The organism is Streptomyces sp. NPDC006012 (assembly GCF_042871185.1).
Lineage (GTDB): Bacteria > Actinomycetota > Actinomycetes > Streptomycetales > Streptomycetaceae > Streptomyces.
Genome location: NZ_JBIAIE010000016.1, coordinates 101,970 through 120,261, shown reverse-complemented (window position 1 = coordinate 120,261; position 18,292 = coordinate 101,970). Strand labels below are relative to the sequence as shown.

Annotated in this window: 18 protein-coding genes and 3 pseudogenes; 14 read left to right on the top strand and 7 right to left on the bottom strand. The window is 69.8% G+C overall.

What is annotated here, in order from left to right:
* Positions 1-8: 8 nt before the first annotated feature.
* The 3 genes from ACFYPJ_RS25355 to ACFYPJ_RS25345 all read left to right on the top strand — a co-directional run bounded on the left by ACFYPJ_RS25355 (position 9) and on the right by ACFYPJ_RS25345 (position 2,456).
* Positions 9-761 carry an SDR family NAD(P)-dependent oxidoreductase gene (locus ACFYPJ_RS25355; RefSeq protein WP_389021416.1) on the top strand — a complete coding sequence of 251 codons (753 nt, stop codon included), beginning with the start codon at positions 9-11 and terminating at the stop codon, positions 759-761.
* Positions 762-823: 62 nt separating this feature from the next.
* Positions 824-1,642, top strand: coding sequence for an SDR family NAD(P)-dependent oxidoreductase (locus ACFYPJ_RS25350; RefSeq protein ID WP_389021413.1), 819 nt, complete (start codon positions 824-826; stop codon positions 1,640-1,642).
* A 139-nt stretch (positions 1,643-1,781) separates the two neighbouring features.
* Positions 1,782-2,456, top strand: coding sequence for a TetR/AcrR family transcriptional regulator (locus ACFYPJ_RS25345; RefSeq protein ID WP_389021411.1), 675 nt, complete (start codon positions 1,782-1,784; stop codon positions 2,454-2,456).
* Between the two features lie 233 nt (positions 2,457-2,689).
* On the opposite strand, the gene ACFYPJ_RS25340 is transcribed toward ACFYPJ_RS25345, so the two are convergent.
* A complete protein-coding gene (locus ACFYPJ_RS25340; protein WP_389021409.1) occupies positions 2,690-3,154 on the bottom strand; it encodes an acyl-CoA thioesterase in 465 nt (154 codons plus the stop codon).
* 448 nt (positions 3,155-3,602) lie between these two features.
* On the bottom strand, positions 3,603-5,189 hold the full coding sequence (locus tag ACFYPJ_RS25335) for a GMC family oxidoreductase (RefSeq protein ID WP_389021407.1): 1,587 nt from the start codon (positions 5,187-5,189) through the stop codon (positions 3,603-3,605).
* A gap of 140 nt (positions 5,190-5,329) precedes the next feature.
* On the opposite strand from ACFYPJ_RS25335, the gene ACFYPJ_RS25330 reads away from it, so the two are divergent.
* The 5 genes and pseudogenes from ACFYPJ_RS25330 to ACFYPJ_RS25310 form a co-directional block, all read left to right on the top strand.
* Positions 5,330-6,109 (top strand): TetR/AcrR family transcriptional regulator, encoded by a 780-nt coding sequence (locus ACFYPJ_RS25330; RefSeq protein WP_389021404.1) that lies wholly within the window; start codon positions 5,330-5,332, stop codon positions 6,107-6,109.
* Positions 6,110-6,495: 386 nt separating this feature from the next.
* On the top strand, positions 6,496-6,858 hold the full coding sequence (locus ACFYPJ_RS25325; protein WP_389021402.1) for a DUF2089 domain-containing protein: 363 nt from the start codon (positions 6,496-6,498) through the stop codon (positions 6,856-6,858).
* Complete coding sequence (locus ACFYPJ_RS25320; protein ID WP_389021399.1) at positions 6,855-7,115, top strand: hypothetical protein; 261 nt, start codon at positions 6,855-6,857, stop codon at positions 7,113-7,115. The genes ACFYPJ_RS25325 and ACFYPJ_RS25320 overlap by 4 nt, the downstream gene beginning before the upstream one ends.
* Positions 7,116-7,147: 32 nt before the next feature.
* Positions 7,148-7,579 carry a hypothetical protein gene (locus ACFYPJ_RS25315; RefSeq protein ID WP_389021397.1) on the top strand — a complete coding sequence of 144 codons (432 nt, stop codon included), beginning with the start codon at positions 7,148-7,150 and terminating at the stop codon, positions 7,577-7,579.
* A 27-nt stretch (positions 7,580-7,606) separates the two neighbouring features.
* A pseudogene (locus tag ACFYPJ_RS25310) lies at positions 7,607-8,034 on the top strand (ABC transporter permease); the annotation flags it as partial.
* Between the two features lie 232 nt (positions 8,035-8,266).
* On the opposite strand, the gene ACFYPJ_RS25305 reads toward ACFYPJ_RS25310, so the two are convergent.
* Complete coding sequence (locus tag ACFYPJ_RS25305; RefSeq protein ID WP_389021395.1) at positions 8,267-9,505, bottom strand: erythromycin esterase family protein; 1,239 nt, start codon at positions 9,503-9,505, stop codon at positions 8,267-8,269.
* Between the two features lie 69 nt (positions 9,506-9,574).
* Here ACFYPJ_RS25305 and ACFYPJ_RS25300 point away from each other — a divergent pair, with 69 nt between their 5' ends.
* On the top strand, positions 9,575-10,402 hold the full coding sequence (locus ACFYPJ_RS25300; RefSeq protein ID WP_389021393.1) for a TioE family transcriptional regulator: 828 nt from the start codon (positions 9,575-9,577) through the stop codon (positions 10,400-10,402).
* 267 nt (positions 10,403-10,669) lie between these two features.
* Here ACFYPJ_RS25300 and ACFYPJ_RS25295 read toward each other — a convergent pair.
* Positions 10,670-10,849: pseudogene (locus ACFYPJ_RS25295) on the bottom strand (DUF4158 domain-containing protein); the annotation flags it as partial.
* Positions 10,850-11,206: 357 nt separating this feature from the next.
* Between ACFYPJ_RS25295 and ACFYPJ_RS25290 the strand changes: the two are divergent.
* Genes ACFYPJ_RS25290 through ACFYPJ_RS25280 form a run of 3 tightly spaced genes read left to right on the top strand, consistent with a single transcriptional unit; the run spans position 11,207 to position 14,201 of the window.
* Positions 11,207-12,331: a tyrosine-type recombinase/integrase gene (locus tag ACFYPJ_RS25290; RefSeq protein ID WP_389021391.1), complete on the top strand. Its 1,125-nt coding sequence runs from the start codon at positions 11,207-11,209 to the stop codon at positions 12,329-12,331.
* Positions 12,328-12,663 (top strand): helix-turn-helix domain-containing protein, encoded by a 336-nt coding sequence (locus ACFYPJ_RS25285; protein WP_389021389.1) that lies wholly within the window; start codon positions 12,328-12,330, stop codon positions 12,661-12,663. Before ACFYPJ_RS25290 ends, ACFYPJ_RS25285 begins: the two co-directional genes overlap by 4 nt.
* The gene (locus ACFYPJ_RS25280) at positions 12,660-14,201 is read left to right on the top strand and encodes a hypothetical protein (protein ID WP_389021386.1); all 1,542 of its coding nucleotides are present in this window, start codon (positions 12,660-12,662) and stop codon (positions 14,199-14,201) included. Before ACFYPJ_RS25285 ends, ACFYPJ_RS25280 begins: the two co-directional genes overlap by 4 nt.
* Positions 14,202-14,220: 19 nt before the next feature.
* On the opposite strand, the gene ACFYPJ_RS25275 is transcribed toward ACFYPJ_RS25280, so the two are convergent.
* Complete coding sequence (locus ACFYPJ_RS25275) at positions 14,221-14,691, bottom strand: NUDIX hydrolase (RefSeq protein WP_389021382.1); 471 nt, start codon at positions 14,689-14,691, stop codon at positions 14,221-14,223.
* Between the two features lie 601 nt (positions 14,692-15,292).
* On the bottom strand, positions 15,293-15,568 hold the full coding sequence (locus tag ACFYPJ_RS25270) for a helix-turn-helix domain-containing protein (protein WP_389021379.1): 276 nt from the start codon (positions 15,566-15,568) through the stop codon (positions 15,293-15,295).
* A 61-nt stretch (positions 15,569-15,629) separates the two neighbouring features.
* Here ACFYPJ_RS25270 and map point away from each other — a divergent pair, with 61 nt between their 5' ends.
* Positions 15,630-16,397: a type I methionyl aminopeptidase gene (map, locus tag ACFYPJ_RS25265; protein ID WP_389021376.1), complete on the top strand. Its 768-nt coding sequence runs from the start codon at positions 15,630-15,632 to the stop codon at positions 16,395-16,397.
* 176 nt (positions 16,398-16,573) lie between these two features.
* A pseudogene (locus tag ACFYPJ_RS25260) lies at positions 16,574-17,023 on the top strand (SDR family NAD(P)-dependent oxidoreductase); the annotation flags it as partial.
* Positions 17,024-17,208: 185 nt separating this feature from the next.
* Here the strand turns inward: ACFYPJ_RS25260 and ACFYPJ_RS25255 are convergent.
* The gene (locus ACFYPJ_RS25255; protein WP_389021373.1) at positions 17,209-18,261 is read right to left on the bottom strand and encodes a ricin-type beta-trefoil lectin domain protein; all 1,053 of its coding nucleotides are present in this window, start codon (positions 18,259-18,261) and stop codon (positions 17,209-17,211) included.
* Positions 18,262-18,292: the final 31 nt, after the last annotated feature.

Here is an 18,292-nt window from a genome sequence, read left to right as displayed (position 1 = left end):
CACGTCTGATGAATTACGACGACCAGTTCGCCGGCCGGACCGCCTTCGTCACGGGCGCAGGCAGCGGCATCGGATCCGACATCGCCCGGCTGCTCGCCGCACGCGGGGCGGGTGTCGCCCTGGTGAGCCGTCAGGAGCCGGCGCTGCGCCAACTCGCCGACGAGATCACCGAGGCGGGCGGCAAGGCCCTCGTCCTGCCCGCCGACGTCAGCGACCCGCGCGCCGTGGAGCACGCCGTCGCCGAGACCGTCCGCCACTTCGGCGCCCTGCACCTGGCGGTGAACAACGCGGGCACCTCCGGCGCCTTCCACGAGGTGCCCGACCTCCCCGAGGAGGAGTGGAACAAGACCATCGGGATCAACCTCTCCGGTGTCTTCTACGGGATGAAGTACCAGATCCCGGCGATCCGGGAGGCCGGCGGCGGCGCCGTCGTCAACATCTCCAGCGTCTTCGCCGACCGCGGACTGGCCGCCCGCGCCGCCTACAGCGCGAGCAAGCACGGCCTGCGCGGACTGACCCGCACCGCCGCCGCCGAGTGGGCCCGGCACGGCGTCCGGATCAACGAACTCCAGCCCGGCGTCATCCCGGTGCCCCGCCAGCAGGGCAACCCCGAGGAGGTCGCGAAGATCGCCGAGCGCATCCCGGCCCGTCGACTCGGCACCGGCACGGAGGTGGCGAAGGCCGTCGCCTTCCTGCTCTCCGACGAAGCCTCTTACGTCAGCGGCGCCCACCTCGCCGTCGACGGCGGATTCCTCATCTGAAACCCACTGATGTCCCGACCACGGACATCCGAACAAACCTGTAGAGAAACAGAGGCAGCATCATGAGCAAGACCTGGCTGATCACCGGAAGCTCCCGCGGGCTGGGCCGCACCGTCGCCGAGGCCGTCCTGGCGGCCGGCCACAACCTGGTCGCCACCGCCCGGCGCACCGAACCCCTGAGCGACCTCGCCGACAAGTACGGCGACCGGATCCGGCTGGTCACCCTGGACGTGACCGACGCCGAGGCCGCACGGCGGGCCGTACAAACCGCCGTCGAGGCGTTCGGCCGCCTGGACGTGGTCGTCAACAACGCCGGCTACGCCGACATGGCCGCCATCGAGGACATGGCCGACCAGGCTTTCCGCGACCAGATCGACGCCAACCTCTACGGCGTCGTCAACGTCACCCGCGCAGCCCTTCCCGTCCTGCGCGAGCAGGGCTTCGGCCACATCATCCAGATCTCCTCCGTCGGCGGACGCGTGGGCGGCCCCGGCCTCGGCGCCTACCAGGCGGCCAAGTGGGCCGTCGGCGGCTTCTCCGAGGTCCTGGCCAAGGAAGTGGCCCACCTCGGCATCAAGATCACCGTCGCCGAACCGGGCGCCATGCGCACCAACTGGGCCGGCTCCTCCATGGCCACCCCGCCGGTCAGCGAGCCCTACCAGCAGGTCATCGAACCCGCCATCGCCCGTCAGCGGGCGGCGGACGGCAACCAGCCGGGCGACCCCGCGCGCGTCGCACAGATCCTCCTGGACATCACCGAGGCGGAGGAGCCGCCGCTGCGCCTGCTGCTCGGCAAGGACGCCGTCCGGGTCGGCCAGTTCGTGGCCGAGACGCTCGCCGCCGGGGACGCCAAGTGGCGCCACGTCAGCGAGTCCGTGTGACCCGCGTCTCCGGACCCGGTGCACGGGTCCGGGTTCTGACTCCGCCGGTGCCGCCCCCCGGGGCGGCACCGGCGGGGCTTAGGGTTACCGCAGGCGGCGCCGGACGCGGGCCGCGAGGAAGGTTCCCGAGGAAGCCACGATGACAGACGACCGGTCGAGCGGATTTCAGCGCGCGCGCAGCGCCGAGCAGCGTGAGATCCGCAAGCAGGCCATCCTCGATGCCGCGACGCAGCTCCTGGGCGAGATGCCGGTCAGCGAGATCAGCCTGCGGGAACTCAGCCGGCGGGTCGGGTTGTCGAAGACCAACGTCGTGCGCTACTTCGAGACCAGGGAAGCGGTCTTCTTCGAACTGCTCAACCGGTCCCTCGCGCAGTGGATCGAGGAGTTGTCCGCCGACCTGGCGGCCGCCGACGCGGCCGGGCCGGCGTCGGCCGAGGCCGTGGTGAGCACTCTGGCCCGCTCCCTCGCCGGCCGGTCCCTGCTGTGCGACCTGCTCAGCGCGCTCGGGTCCGAACTCGAACGGAACATCTCCGCGGAATCGGCGCGTGAGTTCAAACTCACCCACGGCCGGCTGCTGGGCATGCTGGCCGATCTGCTACGGCGCCACATCACCGCACTGACCCCGTCCACGGCCCGCGAACTGGTCTCCCTGACCGTCGTGTGCACGGCCGGGCTCTGGCCGTTCGCCCGCCCCTCGGCGGCCGTCGCCGAAGCCCAGCGGGACCCGGAACTCGCGGACACCAAGGTGGACTTCGCCGAACGGCTCGGCCGCTCCCTGCACATTGCCGTCACCGGACTGCTGAGCCTGGGCTGACGGGCAGGGCAGGCGGCCGACCGCGGTCGTCCGGAGAGCGGGGGTGTCCAGGCGCCGGCATAGGTGTCTGGGGGGGGTGTCCCGCCGTCCGTATGGGCGCCCGGGTGTCCTTAGCGTCGGCACGGGTATCAGTGCCGTTCCGCCGTCGATATGGGTGTCAGGGCCCGTTCCGCCGTCGGCATGGACGTCCGTACGGGCCATGCCGTTGTCACCATCGGCGCGCTACGGCCGCTTCAGAACCGGTCCTGCGGGAGCCCGATGGTCCGGGCGATCTCCCGGACCCGCTCGGACCAGGGTGTGGGCTTCAGGGTGGTCCGGTCGAGGCGGACGGTGGTGCGGCGGCCGTGTGCGTACGTCGTCGTCCCGTCGGCCGAGCACACCCGGTAGCCCGCGGTATGTGAGGTGTTGCCCAGGTGGTCGGTCCAGAAGTGGACGGCGTAGTCGCCGAGTTCCGACACCGGCAGGTCGTAGGTGATGTCGAACGCCTTGAGGACGCTGAAGCCATCGCCGTCGAGGCCGGTCCTGCCGCCCTGGCCCCGGTCCCGCCAGAAGGTGCTCCAGGCCCGCTCGACCAGTAGCGCGTACCGGCTGTTGTGCAGCAGACCCATCGGATCCATGTCGTCGAAGTGAACGGCCACGGGCAACAGCACACCTACATCGGTGCCCGACGCGTCGACGGCGGGGATGGTGCGGGTCATCGTTCTTCCTTCTCTCCGAGCTGTGCGTCCGGCTCTCGGACTGTCGCAGCCGCTTTCGGACTCTGTCCGGGCGGGACCGGGACCGAGCACATCGGGCCCGAAATACATGCGTAAACATGCAGTTCGGAGAATAACAGGGAGTGCGGACGCGCCCCACGCGGCCGGCCCGCAGCCATCACGCGGCCCCCGAGCACCGCCACGCGGCCGGCGCGGCCCCCGAGCACCGCCCGGCGGGCACGGACGGTTCCGGGTGGACGGTTCCGAGTGGACGGTTCCGAGCGGACGGTTCCGAGTGGACGGTTCCGAGTGGACGGTTCCGAGCGGCCCGGACGGGCAGGCCGCACACCCGGGATCCGACCGCGGCACCGCGGTCGGGCGGCCCACTCCGGCCGCTTCGCGGCGGAAGGGCAACCCGCCCAGACAGCTTCGCTGCGGATGGGCAGCCCGCTCAGGCGGCTTCGCGTACGAGCTCCGCGGCGCGTTCCGCGATCGCGTAGACGGTCGCGTTGGTGTTGTTGGACGGGATCGAGGGGATGACGGAGCCGTCGGCGACCCGCAGCCCCTCCAGCCCGTGCACCCGCAGCGCGGAGTCCACCACGCAGTTCTTGTCCTCGCCCAGCGCACAGGTGCCGACGGGGTGGCAGTAGGACGTGAGTGCCGTACGCGCGTACCGGCCGAGCGACTCCGCGTCCGTGACATCCGGTCCGGGGGCGACCTCCTCGACTCCCCAGGAGGCAAGCGGCGAGGAGAAGGCGATCGCGCGTGCCGAGTCGATACCGGACAGGACCGCGCGGACGTCCCGCTCGTCCGAGAAGTAGGCCGGATCGAGCACCGGCGACGCATACGGATCGGAGGAGGTGATCCGCAGGGTGCCGCGGCTGTACGGCTGCATGGGCGAGACACCGATGGTGAAGCCGTTCTCCACCGGCGCGACCGGGTTCGGGAACGGGATGTCGACGAAGATGATCTGCAGGTCGGGGCCGACGAGTCCGGGCTCGCTGCGCAGCAGCCCGATGATCTCGCCGTGGTTGCCGCGGGCCGGGGGCACCGTGCGGCGGGTGCGGTGGACGAGGGTCACGAGCGGGTGGTCGTGCAGGTTGCGGCCCACCCCGGCCAGCGGGTGGAAGACCTCCACGCCGACCGCGCGCAATTCCCGTTCCGGTCCGATCCCGGAGCGCAGCAGGATCTGCGCGGAGCCGATCGCGCCGGCCGTCAGGACGACCTCGCGCGCGGCCCGTACGGTGTGCACGCGGCCGTCGATGCCGTACTCGACTCCCGTGCAGCGCCGCCCCGTGAACAGCAGCCGGTGCACGGTCGCCCCCGTGACCACATCGAGGTTGGGGCGGTCCAGCACCGGGGTGAGATAGGCGTCGGCGGCGCTCTGCCGGTGTCCGGCGACGATGTTGAGGTCGACCGGGGCGAAACCCTCCTCCAGGCCGCCGCTGATGTCGAAGGCCCGCGGGAGTCCGGTCTCGACCGCGCCGTCGAGGCAGGCGAGCAGGACCTCGTTGGGCTCGGCCGTCGGAGCGACGGTGAGCGGGCCGGCGGTACCGCGGCCGGTGGCGCCGCTCGCGGCGGTCTCGGTGCGCTGGAAGTAGGGCAGCAGGTCGTCGAAGGTCCAGCCCTTGGCGCCGCGTTCGCTCCACCTGTCGTAGCTGGTGCGATGGCCGCGGGCGAAGACCATGGCGTTGATGGCGGACGAGCCGCCCAGCCCCCGGCCGCGCGGCAGCAGGACGTGGGGACCCGGTCCGGCGGGGGTAGAGCCGGCGCCCTGGGCGACGGTCGTGTCACCCCAGTTGGCCGGGGTCTCGCTCAAGGTGGGCCAGGCCGGCGGGTTGGGCACGGCCTCCGGCAGGTCCGCCGTGGCAGTGCCCGCCTCCAGGAGCAGTACGCGGACGTCGGCATTCTCACTGAGCCGAGCGGCGAGGACGCAGCCGGCAGAGCCACCCCCGACGACGATGACGTCGTAGACCTGCTGCCCGGCGCCCGCCGGATCCGCGGCGGGCTTTGCACTCGCCGAGTACTGACGGTTCATGGCTGGAACTCCTTGCCTTGAATCAACTCAAGATCGCCTTGAATCACTTTGAATCACCATGGATCACCTTGGATCAGCGATCCGAGAATGAAGATATCACTGATCGTATCAGTGATTCGTAAATCTGATATCGTCGATTCATGACAAGGGAGACCACGCCGGAGCGGACACCACAGGCAGAGCAGGCAGAACAGGTGGAGCGGGCAGCACAGGCAGAGCCGACACTGCGGCAGAAGATCGTCCTGGCCGCCGCCGAACTGCTGGAGGACGGGGGCCTGGAGGCGGTGTCGACGCGCGCCGTCGCGGCTCGCGCGGGCGTCCCGACGCCGTCGATCTTCCGGATCTTCGGGGACAAGGACGGACTGCTGGAAGAGGTGGCGGAGCACGGCTTCCGCCGCTACCTCGCGGTGAAGGCCGAACTGCTCAGCGGCGACGACTCGGTCCAGGTGCTGCGGGACGCCTGGGACCTGCACATCCGCTTCGGGCTCGAACACCCGGCGTACTACGCGCTCGTCTACGGCCAGGTCCGCCCCGGCCACCTTCCGCAGGCCGGACGGCGGGCCGCGGCGGACCTGCACCACATGATCACCCAGGTCGCCGCCGCCGGGCGGCTTCGGATGAGCGTCGAGCGCGCGACCGAGGTCATGCACTCCGCCGGTGTGGGCACGATCCTCACCCTGGTCAGCCACCCCGAGGCCGAACGCGACCCGCGGACCTCCGACGCGGCTCGCGAGATGGTGATCAACGCCCTCACCCTCCCGCCCGCGGCCGACGGCGACGAGCCCCCCGGCGGCACCTTGGCGAGCAGCGCGATGGCACTGCTGGTCGCCCTCGGCCAGGACGACACCGCGCCCCTCAGCCCCGCCGAACGCGCCCTCCTCCTGGAATGGCTCAACAGGCTGGCCGACGCGACGGACTGACCCTCCCGACGACTCGGCCGCTTCCCCGGCGCCACATGGCCGTGACGTGACCGTCGCACTCCCCGCCGACTCGCACACGGGCACGGCCGGCTCCCGGACCCAACTGCTCGGCAAAGGCCACCTCGGCGAGACCCCCCACCACCGGTCAGCCGCCGTACCGACGCTGCCACGCCGGTCGCGTACCTCATGACACGGGCAGACCACGGACGACGGAGGGCGACGAAGGCCGTCAGCCCAGGCCCGCCACTCCAGGCCCGGCAGCCCAGGCCCGGCGACCCAGACCACCAAGGCGAGATTGAGAAAATTAAGCTCCTCGCGTTGCCATCTTAAAAAACTCAAGGTACAAATGAATGGCAGGCGGGTGGTCGACAGCAAGGGAGCCGAAGGTGGACTGGCAGGAACTGACGGACCTGACGCACGGACAGCCGTTCGTGGTCGAACGGGTCCGCCTCGTCGGCAACGGCGTCGCGATCGAGGGGCAGTTCGAGCCGCCGCCGCTGGCCCGGCTCGGCATCGACGACCAGGTCTTCGTCGCCGCCTTCGTACGGTCGCACGGTTCGATCAAGGAGATGGAGCGGACCTTCGGGGTGAGTTACCCGACGATCAAATCCCGGCTGAACCGCATCGCCGAGCAGCTCGACTTCGTCGACACCGACCCGGCACCCACCGGCGCCGACGTCGTCGACCGCCTGCGGCGGGGAGAGATCAGCGCCCAGGAGGCGCTGGCCGAGCTGGAGAGGTCCCGGTGATCCCGCAGCTGGTGACGGTACGCGTGCGCCGTTCCAACGGCCGCCGGCTTCGGCTGTACGTCCCTGTCCTGCTGGTCCTGCTGGTGCTGTCACCACTGCTGCTGCTCGCCGTACTGGCCGGGCTGGTCGCATGTTTCATCACCCGAGTGAGCCCGGTGGGTGCGCTGCGCGGAACCGGGCAGTTGCTGTGGGCGCTGCCCGGCACCCGGTTCGAGATCGAGCAAGGCCGAACGGCCGTACTGGTATGCGTCAGATGAGCAATGACGAGTAAGAGGAGCGAGGAGCAACAGTGAACGAGCAACGCCGCCAGATCCTTCAGCTGCTGGCCGAGGGCAAGATCACCGCGGACGAGGCCGAGCGGCTGATCAACGCCCTCGAACAGCAACAGCCCGAGCCACCACCCGGAGCCGCGCCCCGCTCGAAATCCCGCCCCAAGTACCTGCGTGTGGTGGTGAACGCCACGGACGACTCCGGCGGCGACGGGACGAGCCGGATCAACATCCGGGTCCCGCTGCAACTGCTGCGCGCCGGGGTCCGGCTCACGAGCCTGATCCCTCCGCAGGCGCTCACCAAGGTCAACGCGGAGCTGGACAAGTCAGGGGTGCCGATCGACCTCACCCAGCTCAAGCCGGAGCACCTGGAAGATCTGATCGACCAGCTCGACGAAGTCAACATCGACGTGGACGACCCCGACGCCAAGGTGCGGGTCTTCTGCGAATGACATCGCCCCGACCCCGGACGCCCGCCCGGACGACGGGGTCGGGGCCGCTCCCGGTACCTCGCCTACATCGTCCCCGGCATCCTCATGCTCACCATCGCCTTCGCCGGGATCGGCAGCGCCGTGTCCGTCGCGATGGACATGACCTCGCACTCACCTGGATCGCGGTCGGAATGGGCCTGTCCAGCCCCAACCCCGAGGCAGCCAGCAACAATGCCCTGCCCCTGATGATCCTGCCCCTCCTGTCCAGTGCGTTCGTGCCGGTCGACGCGATGCCGGGCTGGTTCGAGCCGATCGCCGAGTACCAGCCGTTCACCCCCGCCATCGAAACCCTCCGCGGACTGCTCCTCGGCACCCACATCGGCAACAACGGCTGGATTGCCATCGCCTGGTGCATCGGCCTGACCGCCCTCGGCTACACCTGGTCCACGTCGCTGTTCACCCGCGCCCCGAAATAGCCGTAACAGCCGTAACAGCCGTAACAGCAGCAATGGGTGGCCCCCTGCTGAGCGTCGGCGCCACCGGCCGCCGCGAAAACCCCGACCACCCCTTGAAAGCCAACGGCTGATCGGGACAGACACGGAGCCTTTGACGGCCGACGCTCGATGACCGGTCCAGCATCTCCCTGATCCAGGCAGCGACGGTGTCCGCGCGGGCCAGCAGCGGGCCCGCGGGCAAGGGCTCGGGCACTCACCGGGGCTCAGGGAACTCGCGGGATGTCGCGCGCCAGCCCTTCGCAACGTCCTTCACGAACACGATGCCGTCGCTGTCCGCCAGGTGGGCCGGGTCGAGCGGGGCGTAGCCGAACCAGGGGGATACACGGGGTGCGGGCCGGGTGTCGCCGAGGGCGGTGGTCAGCCGTTGGGCGTCGATGACGCAGCGGTCCTCCGGGAGTGCGTACAGGAGTCCTTCGAGTGTGTCCGGGGGCGGGGTGTCCACGCCCTGGTGCCGGAGGGTGCCGAGAGCCGTGGCCACGAAGGCGTACTCCGCGCCGAGTCGGGTGCTCACCAGCGCACCGGCGCTCCACCACGCCACCGGCCCCTCCCACGTCTGCATCGTGCTCCGCTCCCGCTGGAGATGGGCGTTGTGGGCGTGGACGACCGCCGGACCGCGGGCGGCGACGGCGAGGAGGTTGTGGGCCATCATCTGGTCCCGCAGCATGCACAGCCGCGTCATGCGGGCCGGCGAGGGGTCGGCCATCCCGTGGTGGTAGCGCAGCAGCCCGGTGGCGGTACGCCCGTACAGGTGCGCCCGGTCCACGTCGTCCCGTGAGGTCGCCGCGAGCAGGTGGGGCATCTGCCCGTCGAGCAGCGTCACCAGATCGTCGGCGAGCAGCCGCAGTTCCCTGGCCTCGGCCGACCGCCCCACGGACTGGGCCGGGTCCATCATCGCGGCGGGATCGGTCCACCGGTCGTCGGTGTCGAGCAGGCGGTCGAGTGTCTCCGCGGTGCAGGGGAGCAGGTCCGCGTCCACCTGGGCCGAGAGGTAGCCGTGGAGTGCGGTGAGGGACTGCCGGGGGCTCGCGGCGCCGGTGATCTCCAGCGGACCATCGAAACCGGCGAACCGGAGTTGCTCGGACGCGGGCCGGCCCGCGTTGTGGGCGCGCATCCAGCGCACGAGTTCGCGGTTGGCCGCGGAGGTGCCCCAGCCGTGGCTGAATCCGTGCTCCATGACGTCGTCGAGGGTGCCCGTGCCCGAGGTGACGTAGTCGTCCACGACCAGGCCCATCATGCAGTCGCTCTCGATCGCGATCGTGTGGTAGCCGGCTTGCTCGACGAGTTGCCGGAACAGCTCGTTGCGCAGGTCGAGCAGAGTGTCCTCGCCGTGGGCGGGCTCGCCCATGGCGAGCAGGCGTGGCCGGTCCGGGAACAACTCCATGACGGCGGCCGCCTCGACGGCATGGGTGAAGCCCTTGATGTCAGTAGCCATGCCTTAAACGGTATCGTTGAACCTTTGATGGAAACTTCTGCACGATGTCACCGCGATATCGTCGCGGTTATGGGGAAAAACCTTCAAAGCGGTGAGCGACTCAGGCCGGTCGACCTGGCGCGTGGGCACGGTCTGTCGACGCAGGCGATCAGGAACTACGAGGAGGCCGGCATCCTGCCTGCCGCCGCTCGCACGCCGCACGGCTACCGCACCTACACCCCACTGCACGCGGGGGCCCTGAGCGCGTTTCTCGCCCTGGTGCCCGGCCACAGTCACCGGACGGCGACAGCGATCATGCGGGCCGTGAACCAGGGCGCGGTCGACGAGGCGTTCCGCCTCATCGACGAGAGCCACGCCCAACTGCTCGACGACCGGCGGACCCTCCAGGCCGTGGAGAGCGCCCTTCGCGACCTGGAGTCAGCCGCGACACCCGAGCCCGGTGCGGAGTCCAGATCCGGTGCGGGATTCGGATCCGGTGCAGGGTCCAGGTCCGGTGCAGGGTCCGGGGCTGGTGCAGGGTTCGGGTCTGGTGCCGGGTCCGGGTCCGGGCTCGACGGCATGTTCATCGGTCCGCTGGCGGGGGTGCTCGGAATCCGGCCCGCGACACTGCGCAAATGGGAGCAGGCCGGGCTGGTGCGCCCACGCCGCGACCCGCGGACCGGATACCGCGTCTACGACGAGGCCGACGTACGGGACGCCCGGCTGACCCACCAACTCAGGCGGGGCGGCTACCTGCTGGAGCAGATCGCCCCGCTGATCGCCCAGGTGCGGGCGGCCGGTGGGCTGGAGCCGCTGGAGAGCGCGCTGTACGACTGGCGCGGCCGGCTGTCCGCCCGCGGACGAGCAATGCTGACCGGCGCTGCCGAACTGGAGGCTTACCTCCGCGAACGCGGATGAGGCTTCGGCCGTCGGCATCGGGTGTGGAGACTGGTGGGACTCGCGTATTCAGCTGTCGCCAGTTCCCCGCGAGGCTCAGTCACCTGGTGACCGGGGGAGATCTCGCGGGGGCGTGCCGGGCCCGGTCAGCACCGGGTTCGGGCCGCTCGCTTGGCGGTGGCGACGTGGCAGCGGCCGACGTCAGATCCTGACCGGCGCGTCGTAGGCGCAGCGTTCCACGCAACTCCTCGGTGCTGATGTCCTCGTCGAGGATCGTCAGTACCTGCTGCGGTGTGAAGCCGAGGCCAGGGCGAAGCCGAGCTGGTGGTACGTAGAGCGTCGCCGGGCGATCAGATCACGGTCGACGTCGTCCAGGAAGAAGAACCGCTCCAGCTCGGGGCGGGTCGGCTCCTCGGCGAACGTCCCGTACGCCTCGGCCTGCTCATCAGTCAGAAACTCCACCGGCACAAGCGGACCGTAGCCAGCCCCGGCACCCGCCCGGCGATCTTTCCACGAACCCCAGCGAAACCACCGGCCGGCGTGCTAGCCGACCATGATCAATCTCAGCGCCAACCGCTGTACCGATGTTCCGACCGCCGCCAATTGCGTCGGATGCGAACTCACGACAGTCCGCGAATCCTCCAGGGAGCCAAGGGTGATCACGCTGCGGACCTGCGGACTTCAGCGTGGTCTCTGGTGGTGACGATACCCGCGTCTCGGACCTCGTTGCGGTCTACTCAGGCGGCCGACCTGGGACTTCACCGGCGACTCGCATAGGATGCGGTTTTCTCGCATCTGATGCGAGTCACGGAGGGTGGTGGATCGGTGGGGTTCAACGGGTCGATACCGGGGGCGGCGAGGCTGCATCTGGTCGACGGGGTCGCGCTACTGCGGCCGGAAGAGCAGGTCTTCACGGCGATGCTGACCGGGTTCGCCAACCAGCAACTCGCCCGGAATCTGGCCCGGACGACCGTCGAAGGTCGGGAGAACACGGTCAAGGCGTTCGCGGCCTACGTGAACACCTACCCCTGGCTCTGGACGCCGGCGATGGTCGACGAGTGGCTCGGTGACCTGCGTTCACTGCGGGAGCTGAAGCGCTCCACGATCCGCTCGTACTCGGAGGCCATACGGGCGTTCTGCCACTTCATCACCGATCCTCTCTACGAGTGGACTGCCACCTGCGAAGAGCAGTTCGGGACCCACCCCGTGCAGGTGGTGCATGAGTGGAACACCGCGGTGCACGTCCAGGACAACGAGGCGGACGCCAAGAAGCGCGCGTTCACCAAGGCCGAGCTGCACGCCTTCTTCGCCCACTGCGACGACGAGGTCGCTCGCATCAGGGCCTTCGTCCGCAAGGGCTGGCTGCCCGCCTTCCGCGACGCGACGCTGTTCAAGACCGCCTACGCCTTCGGGACGCGCCGCAACGAGACACGGATGCTCGACGTCGCCGACTTCGGCCGCAACCCGCACGGCGGCGAGTACGGCGAGTACGGCCGCTGCCAGGTCCGGTTCGGCAAGGCCAAGAAGGGCTCGCCACCCAAGCGCCGCGGGGTGCTGACCGTGTTCGACTGGACCCCGGACGTCCTGGACGAGTGGTTCTCTGAGGTCCGCCCGCTGTTCGGCACCGACAACAACCCGGCGGCCTGGCCCTCCGAGCGGGGCCTGCGGATCGGTTGTCAGCGGCTCAATTCCCGCTTCGTCGCCTACCGCAAGGCCCTCGGCCTGGACGACGGGCTCGACTTCCACTCCTTCCGCAGGTCCTACGTCACCCACCTGATCGAGGACGGCTGGGACCCGCGCTTCGTCCAGGAGCAAGTCGGCCACGAACACGCCAGCACCACCTCGCTCTACACCTGCGTGTCCTCGGACTTCCGCACCCGCACCCTGCGGCGGCACCTGGACTCCACCATCACCGCCGCCCTCCAGACCCAAACCGGGAGGCAAGCATGAAACGCAAGGTCGGATACACCTGGCGGCTGCGCGAGATCATGGCCCAGCACCAGATCTTCACAGCCACCGAACTGGTGCCGCTGCTGCGCGAACGCGGCATCGACCTGTCCGCCTCCCAGGTCCACCGCCTCGTCTCCGGCACCCCCGAACGCCTGTCGTTGCAGGTCATGGCCGCGCTCTGCGACATCCTGTCCTGCACCCCGGCCGACCTGGTGGCCACCACCGCCGAGAACGCCGGCGTCCGCAAAACCGCCACCGAGGACCTCCCCACCCCGCCTTCGAACGTCGCGAAGCTCCGCCCTCGCGCGGCCCGCATCCTGCCCGACGCATGACCCGCTCCTACGCCACCGACGAACAGTACGAACGCTGGTTCATGGCCGAGTGCTGCCGCTGCGGTCTCCGCAGACACAAGGCCGGCACCTGGCCGGACGGATACGTCTGCCGGACCTGTTCGGACCGCGCCGTTCGGACACGGGGCACCTGCCCCGGATGCGGCGAGGACCGGGCCCTTCCCGGGCTCCGGCCCGGTGACGGGGCCAAGATCTGCACTACCTGTGCCGGCTTCTCCCAGACCTTCGACTGCTCACGCTGCGGTTTCGAGGGCAAGCTCCTGCGCGGTCGGCTCTGCGAACGCTGCACGCTCACCGACCGCCTCACCGTCCTCCTCGACGACGGCACGGGCCGCGTCCGTCCCGCACTGATCCCGCTGCTCGACTTGCTGGTGGCGATGGACAAGCCCGGCAGCGGACTGGCCTGGCTCGACATGCGCCGCGGGCAACTGGGAAACGCCTCGCAGCTGCTTCACCGGCTCGGCCTGGGCGAGATTCCGCTGACCCATGACGCATTCCACGAGCTCCAGCCCTGGCGGGCGGCCTCCCACCTGGAAGAACTCCTCATGGCATGCGGAGTCCTGCCCGCGGTCGACAAGCACCTCTGTTCCTTCCAGCGCTGGCTCCCCGGCCACCTGGCCGACATCGCCGAACCCGAGCACGCCAAGACGATCAGGCTCTTCGCGACCTGGCACGTCCTGCCTGGTCTGCGGACCCGAGCCGAGCGGAGCCACATCACACCCAGCATCCGCCGCTTCGCCGGCGAACAGATCAAGTACGCGACCGCCTTCCTGCAATGGCTCGACGGGCGGAACACCGCCCTCACATCATGCGGCCAGGTCGACATCGACGCCTGGTTCGCCGAGAACACCGAGCACGCCCGCACCCGCCTGAGAGGCTTCCTCAACTGGGCCATGCAGGGCCGTCACTGCCGACGTTCCCTGGCCATCCCCACGATAAAGATCTCCCGCCGGCCCGCACTGAGCGAAGACGAACGACTCGCCGCCCTGGGCAGGCTTCTGACCGACACAGAGATACCGATGCGACTCCGCGTCGCCGGAGTCATCGTTCTCCTCTACGCGCAACCGCTCAGCCGCGTCGTCCGGCTCACCCTCGACGACGTCATCCGCGACGGCGACACCCTGCTGCTACGACTCGGCGAGCCACCCTCGCCCGTTCCCTCGCCGGTCGCCGCCCTGCTGCTGGAACACATCACGAACCGCGACAATATGAACACCGCCACCAACCCGGCGTCCCGCTGGATCTTCCCAGGACGTCGCCCCGGCCAGCCCCTCGGCCCCAACCACCTGTCCTCGCTCCTGAACCAGGTCGGAATCTCGATCGCCGCTGCCCGCGGCGCGGCCATCCGGCAGCAACTCCTCGAACTACCCGCACCCGTCGTCGCCGACGCGCTCGGCTACCACGACAAGACCACCACCCGGCTCCGCAACGAGACCGGCGGAACATGGAGCCGATACGCCCCAGGGGATCACGCAAGGTCACCAGTGGGCTGGGTTCCTCGGAGAGCCGACGACAGTTGAAAAAGGAGGTGACCGCACCTCACACACGATCACACCACGGGCCGTCTGGCACGAGGGCGCCAAGCACGGTCAGCAACTGCGGCGGCTCAACCGGGTCCGGCAGCGAGTCCAGATCCGGCCATGCGATCCAGGCATGCGTCTCCAGGTTGGCCTGCTCGTCGGGGAGCAGACCGGTACGCACCAGGGCTGGTTGCTCGTCGGCAAACTGAGCCACGAAGAAATGCTCCGTCCCGATGTGCCGCTTACCGTTCCACTGCACATCACGGTCGACAAGCACCGACCGGTCAAGGACGGCAGCCGGGTCAAGTCCGGTTTCCTCGGCCAGTTCACGTCGTGCCGTCACCAGCGGCGTCTCGCCGGGCTCGATGCCGCCACCGGGAGGCTCCCAGAGCCATGTCCCGTCGAACGGATCCCGCCAGTGCAGAAGAAGCAGGCGGTGGGCAGCGTCCAGGCAGATGACCCGGGCGGCGGGCCGGTGCGTTGTTTCCACCTCCCTGACGCTATGCGGTGCTCGAAATGTCGATCAAGACCTGTGTTGATCGACATTTCAAACACAGCCTATTAGGGCTACAGAGGGTGATCAGCAGGACGGACCCCAGAGGAACTGGCGACAGTTGAATACGCGAGCCCACCAGTACCGAGGCCGGACTCCGCCAACAACACGGTCAACGACCTGATCACCGCGTTCACCCGGCACGAGCAGCCCCAGTAGGGCGTTCGCCCCGAGGTGTTCGCCGTCGTACGGGCCCCGGGCAGCGACGAACCGGCCAGGACGAGGCGCGGTCTCGGTTCGTCGATGTCCGAGGCCACAGGAACCTGGAGCCGATACGCCGCCGTCGACCACACACGGCCACCAGCAGGCCGTACTTCCCGGGAACTGGCGACAGCCAAAGGCGACAGCCAAGAGAATCAGACAGGAGAGTCCGCCAGCATCACACCTGGGCAGGCACCGGCGCCCCGGAGCACATCTGCGGGTGCACGAGCGGTCGGCGGAACGCGCTGGACAGGTCCCGTGGGCAGGTCGGTGTCCGGACACCGACCTGCCCGCGCCGGTCGGCATGCGCCCGGCGGCACGCGGCGGTGGCCCCTTCTCAGGCCGAGAGCGCGGGTTCCTGCCAGTCCGGGTCGTGCGCGCACGCGGCTGCCAACTCGTCCAAAGAAACGCCCAGCGCCGCGGCCAGGGCCGCGATGGTGAAGAACGACGGAGTCGGGGCCCTACCTGTTTCGATCTTGCGCAGGGTCTCGGCGGAAACCCCTGCCACGGCGGCCACCTCCGCCATGCTCCGACCGCCGCGTGCCTGACGTAGCAGTGAGCCGAATCGCTCGCCACGTTCCCGTTCCCATGGAGTCAAAGGAGTCCTCACCATGTCTGTGATACTAATACCGGTATAAGTATTGGATCCAATGTGAGGCGAGGAGCCACAGCACATGGTGGAGATCAAGACCGATGCCGAGATGGACGCGATGCGGGAAGCCGGGCGTGTGGTGGCCCGCTCCCTGGCCGCGGCCCAGGAAGCCGCCGGCGTAGGGGTGTCTCTGCAGGAACTCGACGAGGCGGCCCGTACGGTGCTGGCGGAGGCGGGGGCCGGCTCCCCCTTCCTCGGGTACCGGCCGTCCTTCGCCTCGGTCCCCTTCCCCGCCGTGATGTGCACCTCCGTCAACGACGCCGTGAGCCACGGGATCCCCACCGACTACCGGCTGCGCGACGGCGACCTGGTGAGCGTCGACTGCGGCGCCCTGCTTGACGGCTGGGCCGGTGACGCCGCCATCACCTTCACCGTCGGGACTCCGCGCCCCGCGGACCTCGACCTGATCGACGCCACCCGACAGGCCCTCGACGCCGGCATCGCCGCCGCCCAGGCCGGCAGCCGTCTTGGCGACATCTCCCACGCCATCGACACCGTCGCCCGCAAGGCGGGCTGCGGCATGCCCGCCGACTTCGGCGGCCACGGCATCGGCCGCCAGATGCACGAAGACCCCCACGTCCCCAACCGTGGACGCCCCGGCCGCGGTTTCCCCCTCCGCCACGGCCTGGTCCTCGCCATCGAACCCATGCTCATGGCCGGCGGGAAGAACACCTACTACACCGACACCGACGGCTGGACCCTGCGCACCGCCGACGGCAGTCAGGCCGCCCACTTCGAGCACACCGTCGCCATCACCGACCAGGGCCCCCGCATCCTGACCCTGCTCTGACCCCGTCCGGACCCCGTCCTGGCCCCGCGGCGAGTGATCACCACGGCTCGTCGGCTTCTTCGTCGTGATCGGGGCGCCGCTGTCGGCGTCGGTGGGTCTGTCCCGCGCAAGTTCGGCCTCACCGGACAATCTCACTGGCCCCGGCCGGTCGCACACCCCGTCCCTGCGCACACTTGATCGACACCAACCTGGTCGGCACCATCCGGGTCGTCGACGCCTTCACCCCACACCTGATCGGACGCGGCGCGGGCACCTTCATCACGGTCACCTCAGGCATCGCCTTCCTGCCGTTCCCGCCCATGCCCAGCTACGCCGCCTCGAAGGCCGCGGTGCACGCCTACTCCGAGGCACTGCGCGCGCAGCTCGACGGCACGGGTGTGGGCGTCGTCGAACTCGTCCCGCCCGCCGTCGCCACGGCAGGGCAGGAGAAGGTGAACCCGCACGCGCTGCCGCTCGACGGCTTTGCCACCGAGGTCACACAGTTGCTCGCGCAGGACCCCGCCCCCGACGAGATCCTGGTCCAGCAGGTCCTCATGCACCGCTGGGCCGAGCGCGACGGCACCTACGACGACCTCGTCGCCCGGCGCTCCAAGGCCCTGGCCATGCTCCCCGGCCGCCAAGGCTGACGTACCCGCCGACGGGACGGCCTGAGTGCGGGAGCGGTATCAGCCCGGGGCGAGGGCGGGAGCCGTACCGACTCGGGCGAGGGCGGGCACGCTGACCGCTCGACATCGGACTTCACGTGCGGACCAGACGGCTCCGCCCGCCGAAGCCGGTGTAGAACGCTTCGGCGGGCGGAGTGTGCGGTGCGTCAGGCGTTGCGCCACTTCTGGTTCGAGGTGCCGGTGCATTCCCACAGCTGCAGGTCGGTACCCGCGGCGGTGTTCTTGTCCTTGGCGTCCACGCACAGGTCAGGGGCCATGTCGACCAGGTCGTAGGAACCCTTCAGCGTGAACCTCTGGTTCTCGGCGCGCGACGAGGAGCACTTCGCGAGCTTCACCAGCGCGCCGTTGTACGGGTTGGACACGTCCAGGCACATGGTGCCGCCGAAGTTGCGGGCGGTCCCGTCGGACGGGAACGTCCAGCCCTGCGACGGGTCACCGCTGTTGCAGTCGGCGAGCACCAGCTGAGTACCGGCCGCCCGCGAACCGCCCTGGGTGGCCAGGCAGCGGTTGGCGGCGAAGTTCAGGACGAGTCCGCCGGTGAAACCGGGTGACGTGCCCGTCGACTTCGGCGGCGGCGCGGAGTGCTGGGTGCCGCCGCCCGTCGTACCGCTGCCGGTGCCGGTGCCGGTACCGGTGCCGGTACCCGGCACGGTGGACTTGCCGTCCGCGCCGGAGCCCCCGGACGCGGACTGCGGTGGCGGCGCGGACTGTCCGGGCAGTCCCGACAGGACGTCCTGTGCGGACGGCCCGCCCTTCTTCCCCGGGGCGTCGGGCTTGGGCGTGCCGGACGGCGCGTGCGAGGCGGGTCCGGAGGCCGTGGACGAGCCGTGCCCCGACGGGGTGGACGCCACGTCGGTGCTCCGGACCGTGGCCGCGGCCTTCGCGGTGTCGTCGCCGCCGAGCTGCGAGACGCCCGCTGCCACACCGACGCCCACGACCGCGAGGCCGGTCACACCGGCCACCGCGATCGCCACTCGGCGACCGGGCTTGAGCAGGCGGAAACCGGAGAAGTAGTGGTGGCGGGAGAAATCGGCCGCGAAGGACTTGCCGGCCTTCGCGGAGGGATCGGCGGAGAGCCGGGTCAGCGGTATGTCGTCCCCGGCCGGGTTCTCACCGGCGGAGGGCAGGGGCTCCTCGTCGGTCTCGGGCGACGGCGGCCGCGTGGGCTCGGACCCGCCGAGGGGGGAGGGTGTCGTCATGTATAAGTCACTCCGGTTGCCTGGAGTCGTG